This window comes from Pontibacter diazotrophicus, assembly GCF_003367245.1.
Taxonomy (GTDB): Bacteria; Bacteroidota; Bacteroidia; order Cytophagales; family Hymenobacteraceae; genus Pontibacter; species Pontibacter diazotrophicus.
In genome coordinates, this window is the sequence record NZ_QRGR01000064.1 from 2,501 (window position 1) to 5,265 (window position 2,765).

General features: G+C 55.7%; 2 rRNA genes (1 of these 2 cut by a window edge). Both read left to right on the forward strand.

The features are described 5' to 3' along the window. Window positions 1–2,542 (forward strand): 23S ribosomal RNA (locus tag DXT99_RS26510) (it extends 356 nt beyond the left edge of the window). Between the two features lie 110 nt (window positions 2,543–2,652). Beyond that, window positions 2,653–2,764: ribosomal RNA gene (gene rrf, locus DXT99_RS26515) — 5S ribosomal RNA — on the forward strand. Window position 2,765 lies beyond the last annotated feature (1 nt).

A 2,765-nucleotide genomic window follows, 5' to 3' on the forward strand; every position in this document is an offset into this window, starting at 1 on the left:
CGTGCACGTAAGCTCTTTGGCCCTAGTGGTATCCTGAGTAGGGCGGGACCGGAGAAATCCCGCCTGAACCCGGCAGCACCATCTGCCAAGGCTAAATACTCCTGAGAGACCGATAGTGAACCAGTACCGTGAGGGAAAGGTGAAAAGCACCCTGAATAAGGGGGTGAAACAGATCCTGAAACCATGCGCCTACAAGCGGTCGGAGCCACCTAGTGTGGTGACGGCGTGCCTTTTGCATAATGAGCCTACGAGTTACTCCTCCCTGGCGAGGTTAAGTCCATTGATGGACGGAGCCGGAGCGAAAGCGAGTCTGAACAGGGCGCACAGTCAGGGGGGGTAGACGCGAAACTTTGTGATCTACCCATGGGCAGGATGAAGGTTGGGTAAAACCAACTGGAGGTCCGAACCAGTTTACGTTGAAAAGTATTTGGATGACCTGTGGGTAGGGGTGAAAGGCCAATCAAACTGAGAAATAGCTCGTACTCCCCGAAATGCCTTTAGGGGCAGCGTCGCGGTGGAGTCATGTGGAGGTAGAGCTACCGATTGGACTAGGGGGAGTCACATCCTACCGAATCCAGACGAACTCCGAATGCCACTTGACATACGCGGCAGTGAGGCGCGGGGTGCTAAGGTCCCGCGCCGAGAGGGAAAGAACCCAGACCATCAGCTAAGGTCCCCAAGTCCACGCTAAGTTGAACAAAGGGGGTCCACTTGCTTAGACAGCCAGGAGGTTGGCTTGGAAGCAGCCATTCCTTTAAAGAGTGCGTAACAGCTCACTGGTCGAGCGAGAGGGCATCGATAATAATCGGGCATCAAGCATGGCACCGAAGCTATGGATTATGACGCAAGTCATACTGGTAGGGGAGCATTCTGATCGCGGCGAAGGCGCACCGGCAAGGTGCGTTGGAGCGTTCAGAAAAGCAAATGTAGGCATAAGTAACGATAATGCGGGCGAGAAACCCGCACACCGAAAGACCAAGGTTTCCTGATCAACGCTAATCGGATCAGGGTTAGTCGGGTCCTAAGGGCGAGGCGAAAGCGCAGTTCGATGGACAGCTGGTTAATATTCCAGCACCGGCTGCAGCAAGCGATGCGGTGACGGAGAAGTGAAAGGACCGCGCACTGACGGAATAGTGCGTTTAAGGCCGTAGGTATTGGCCCGGTAGTAAAGTACGCCGGGCTAGCTGAAAGCTGAAAGTACCCCAACCCTTCGGGGGCGGGGATAGCGTCCCTAATCAGGCTCCCGAGAAAACCCGCTAAGCGTTATAACGCTGCAGCCGCCCGTACCGCAAACCGACACAGGTGGTCGAGGAGAGAATCCTAAGGTGCTCGAGTGAATCACGGCCAAGGAACTCGGCAAAATGACCCTGTAACTTCGGGAGAAGGGGTGCTTCCTTGCAGCAATGCAAGAAGCCGCAGTGAAAAGGCCCAGGCGACTGTTTAACAAAAACACATGGCTTTGCGAAATCGAGAGATGAAGTATAAGGCCTGACACCTGCCCGGTGCCGGAAGGTTAAGAGGGGGGGTTAGCCGCAAGGCGAAGCTCTGAATCGAAGCCCCGGTAAACGGCGGCCGTAACTATAACGGTCCTAAGGTAGCGAAATTCCTTGTCGGGTAAGTTCCGACCTGCACGAATGGTGTAACGATCTGGGCGCTGTCTCAGCCGTGAGCTCGGTGAAATTGTAGTCTCGGTGAAGATGCCGAGTACCCGCAACGGGACGGAAAGACCCCGTGCACCTTTACTATAGCTTAGCATTGACGCTGGGTAACTCATGTGTAGGATAGGTGGGAGGCTGTGAAGCGGTGTCGCCAGGCATCGTGGAGCCGTCCTTGAAATACCACCCTTGAGTTGCTTGGCGCCTAACCTTCTGATACAGGGGGACAGTGCTTGGTGGGTAGTTTGACTGGGGTGGTCGCCTCCAAAACAATAACGGAGGCTTTCAAAGGTGCCCTCAGCACGCTTGGTAACCGTGCGCAGAGTGCAATAGCATAAGGGCGCTTGACTGTGAGGCCCACAAGCCGAGCAGGGTCGAAAGACGGATATAGTGATCCGGTGGTTCCGCATGGAAGGGCCATCGCTCAAAGGATAAAAGGTACGCCGGGGATAACAGGCTGATCTCCCCCAAGAGCTCATATCGACGGGGAGGTTTGGCACCTCGATGTCGGCTCGTCACGTCCTGGGGCTGGAGAAGGTCCCAAGGGTTCGGCTGTTCGCCGATTAAAGTGGCACGCGAGCTGGGTTCAGAACGTCGTGAGACAGTTCGGTCCCTATCTGTTGTGGGCGTCGGAGATTTGAGGGGTCCTGACCTTAGTACGAGAGGACCGGGTTGGACGAGCCACTGGTGGACCTGTTGTATCGCCAGATGCAGCGCAGGGTAGCTACGCTCGGACGGGATAAGCGCTGAAAGCATCTAAGCGCGAAACCCGCCCCAAGATGAGATCTCCCTTAAGGGCCGTGGGAGACTACCACGTCGATAGGCCGCAGGTGTAAAGGCAGAAATGGCACAGCCGAGCGGTACTAATTGCCCGAGCGCGTTCTCAAACGTGGAAACACTAGCCGTAACGCGGCCCGCTGCTTTCATGCTCTCCCTCTTTCCCAACTAGTCAAAACAACTATAAAGCATCATTGCGGTCAGCAATCGCAAGAAAGGCAATGGTGGCTATGGCTCCGGTGAGCACCTCTTCCCATCCCGAACAGAGAAGTTAAGCCCGGACGCGCCGATGGTACTGGGGTCACACCCGGGAGAGTAGGTGGCCGCCAACAC